The organism is Moorena sp. SIO4E2 (assembly GCF_010671945.1).
Taxonomy (GTDB): domain Bacteria; phylum Cyanobacteriota; class Cyanobacteriia; order Cyanobacteriales; family Coleofasciculaceae; genus Moorena; species Moorena producens.
This window is the reverse complement of sequence record NZ_JAAHIE010001273.1, coordinates 1-1306: the sequence shown is the minus strand read 5'-3', so window position 1 is coordinate 1306 and position 1306 is coordinate 1. Positions and strand designations below refer to the sequence as shown.

The following is a 1306-nucleotide window of genomic DNA, read 5'->3' as shown; positions in this document are numbered from 1 at the left end:
AGTTCGGGAATTTTGTGATATTTAGGGTTGAGGGTTAGTCGGTTGTTCGCCTTTGGCGTCCCTTGTCGGGTAGGTTAGTCGGTTCAGGGGTGAGCTACTCCAACCCAACACTAACTCCAAACCAACCCAACACCAACCAACCAATTCCCCCTAACCCTAATAACACCGGAGTCAACCAATTCCCCCAGCGCACATACAACGTCTGAGTTTGTCGTCGATAAATCGTATCTGCGTGCAACTCATAGGTATTAATCCCCGATAGCCATACTGTTTTGCCATGGGGGTCTACAATACCGGAATAGCCGGTATTGGTTGCTCTAACTGTCCACCTATCTGTTTCAATGGAGCGCATTACATCTTGAGCATGGTGCTGGGCAGGCATACTATTACTGTAATGGGCATTATTTGATGCAGTGATAATAAACTGCCCACCAGCGGCAGCTTGATAGCGGAAGTGCTCGGAAAAAGCTGACTCATAACAAATTCCTACCACTGCTTGACCAAAGGGTGTTTCTAATAATTGGTCAGGCTTACCTGCTGCTAAGTGAGAATCAAGAGGGGATAGTCGGTCAATTAAACGTCCTAGGAATTCTTCAAAAGGAATATATTCTCCTAAGGGCACTAATTTGACCTTATCGTAACGGCTGAAGGTCTCACCAGTACCGGTGACAGTAAACAAACTATTGGTAAGGCTACGCCCGATTTGCCCATAGCCTCCTACCCAAACTAATACCCCTTTATCTAATATTGCTGAGTAGAAAGAACTACGAGTGCGAACCTGTTCTTCCCAAAGAAAAGGTAAGGCAGTTTCAGGAGTTAGCACTGCGTCTACCTTTTGATCTGCCAATGTCTGGTATCCAGTAGTGTAACCTTTTATAGCACGCTGCCATCCAGCGGAGTAAAGTTTAATTTCATTGGGGATGTTTCCTTGAATAATACCGACTTTAATAGCAGAATCATTTGATTGCTCAATCGGTTTACTATACAGTAACCATCCCAGCAGATGTAAGCTGATTAATAATCCGATCGCTATACCCAAAAGGGTTGAATGTTGGAGGTTTTTAGGAGTCGAATATTGTTCGCCCTTGGCGTTACCGTAGGGTAGGTTGTTGTGATCACTTTCAACGTTCAACCTGCCAACGTTCAACCTGCTAACTTTAAAACTACTAACCTTTAATGCGCTTTCAGCTATTAAACCATTGACGGCGACAATAGCTGCTGTAACTGTTATTGGACCGGATAATTGACCGAGGTGCAAAATTATCAGGTTATGGGGACTTTGGGTATAGGATAAGGAAGACCAGTA

1 protein-coding gene is annotated in these 1306 nt (G+C 44.3%); it reads right to left on the bottom strand.

Features of this window, described 5'->3' with window-relative positions; all coding sequences use genetic code 11:
* Positions 1-94: 94 nt before the first annotated feature.
* Positions 95-1306: apolipoprotein N-acyltransferase (gene lnt / locus F6K37_RS42880; RefSeq protein ID WP_287257280.1), on the bottom strand; the 1212-nt coding region annotated here is incomplete at its 5' end.